General features: G+C 43.3%; 2 protein-coding genes. Both read left to right on the top strand.

Annotated elements, in window-relative coordinates:
- Positions 1-542: outer membrane lipoprotein-sorting protein (locus ACKI5B_RS05390; RefSeq protein ID WP_407426586.1), on the top strand; the 542-nt coding region annotated here is incomplete at its 5' end.
- A 110-nt stretch (positions 543-652) separates the two neighbouring features.
- The gene (locus tag ACKI5B_RS05385) at positions 653-2,107 is read left to right on the top strand and encodes a hypothetical protein (protein ID WP_407426584.1); all 1,455 of its coding nucleotides are present in this window, start codon (positions 653-655) and stop codon (positions 2,105-2,107) included.
- Positions 2,108-2,141: the final 34 nt, after the last annotated feature.

Below are 2,141 nucleotides of genomic sequence, written 5' to 3'. Positions count from 1 at the left end.
TGGAAAAGAACGGCCGCGAAGATGACCGCTGGATTTACATGCCTTCACTCCGTCAGGTACGCCGAATTCCAATGGGCGAACGATACAAGCAGTTCGTTGGCTGCGAATTCACATACAATGACATGGGTGTCCGCAATGTTGAGGAAGACGACCACACACTTCTTGAATCAAATGTAAAGGTAACGGCAGGAAGCAAAAACTACACCTGCTGGAAAATCAAGTCAGTTCCTCACAAAAAGAGCGAAGTCGAGTATTCTTACCGAATCCAGTACATCGATACAGAAACTTACCTTCCTGCAAAAATCGAATACTTCGACAAAAAAGACCAGACTAAAATCATGAAAACATACACCACAGAAGACTGGAAATACATTACTGCACCAAAAACCGGAGTAAAATACACAATGCGTATGCGTGCACGAATTGTAAACAATATTACAGGCCGCCAGACTTTGCTTGACATCAAAGATCCAAAATTTGACGAAGGTATTTCAGCAGCATATTTCACACAGCAGTACCTTTCAACAGGTAAGGCTAAATAAATCATAGATAATCCACAGATATGCACAGATTAACACAGATTATAATTATTAAAAATAAAATCTGTGAACATCTGTGGAAATCTGTGGATAAATTTTTTTAGGAGTAAACTATGAAAAAAATTATTTTTACATTGGCGGCTTTCTCGCTCGCCTCATTCACTTTCGCACAGGATTTCGGCTTTGAAGATTCAAGCTCTGGCTTTGAAGAATCTTCAACACCGTCAGTTGCAATCACAGGCGAAGTCGGAGCCGAAACACGGGCATGGATCGGAACAACAAACGAAGATTCAGGTCTTTACGACACAAAGGGCTACGACGGAATTTACGATGTAAGCAAAACAACTCTTGACGCCGGCGCTTACGCAAACCTCGAACTCAACTACGAGGGCGACTACACCGGGGCAAATTTAAAGCTCAAGCTCAGCTCTGCAACTCTCGAAGAACATCCTGAGGATGTAATCGACGAAGTTTCTGCAAGCGGCAGCTTCAAAGACGGCGTTTTCCAGCTTAAAGCCGGAAAACTCAAGGAAGTCTGGGGCAAAGGCGACAAAGTCCATGTCCTCGACAACTTCAACGCCAACGATTACACCGACTTCATCTTCCCTGACTACATCGACAGGCGAATCGGTGAGGTTATGTTCAAGGCAACAGCAAACCTCTCATGGGATTACAACTTGAAGCTCGAAGGAATCTTCACCCCGTGGATGACGCCAGACCGCTTCGCTTCAAGCGGATACCTTGTACCAAATGCTCAGAAAGAATTAACAGAAACAGTAGAAGATCTTATTACTGATTATGTTGGTGCAAATGCAGCAAATTCTGCAACTGCAATTCCAGCACTTATGTATGCTTCAAACTTTGATTCTAATACACTTTACACAAACACAAAGAGTCTGAAATTCAGCCAGAGCGGCGTTCGCTTGACAGGTTCATTTGCAGGAATTGACTGGGGTGCAAGCTACTACTACGGTCACTACAAACAGCCGAGCGCAGATCTCAAAAACACAGTTATTTACAAAGCCTTCCATACGAGTTTAACAGATGGTAGTTATACAAACACACTTACAAGTTCTTTAGGATTTGGTCTTGTATACCAAGAAGCCTTAAAGAAAGCTGCTGCAGCAGGACAAGACATCACTAATCAAGCAGTTCAAACAGCAGTTCAAGCACAAGTTGCTGCTGATCTTGCAGCACTTTACAGCAGTTATTCACATGTAAAAACAGGTCTTCCATCACTCAACTATGACCAGCTGCAGGTTTTCGGTCTTGAAGCCGCTTTCGTTCTCTGGAAGTTCAACACTCGTTGGGAGGTTGCTTATAACCTCACGGAAGATATTGCAGGTGACGATCCTTGGATTAAAAACAACTCAATTTCTTGGGTAGCAGGTTTTGACATTGACCTTCCGATTCACAACCTCAACATCAACATTCAGGAAAACGGAAGCTATATTCTCCACAGCGACAAAATCAAGAACGGCGGATTTGATGTAACAGGGCTTGGAACCGTAACATGGGATATGCTCGGAAGCAACTACGACGTTGACTATAACTCAGACAAAAAATAAAGTCGGAGGCCAAGCGGTCTTAGGAAGACAAATG

The organism is Treponema sp., from assembly GCF_045657965.1.
Lineage (GTDB): Bacteria > Spirochaetota > Spirochaetia > Treponematales > Treponemataceae > Treponema_D.
This window is presented reverse-complemented; position numbering and strand designations above follow the sequence as displayed.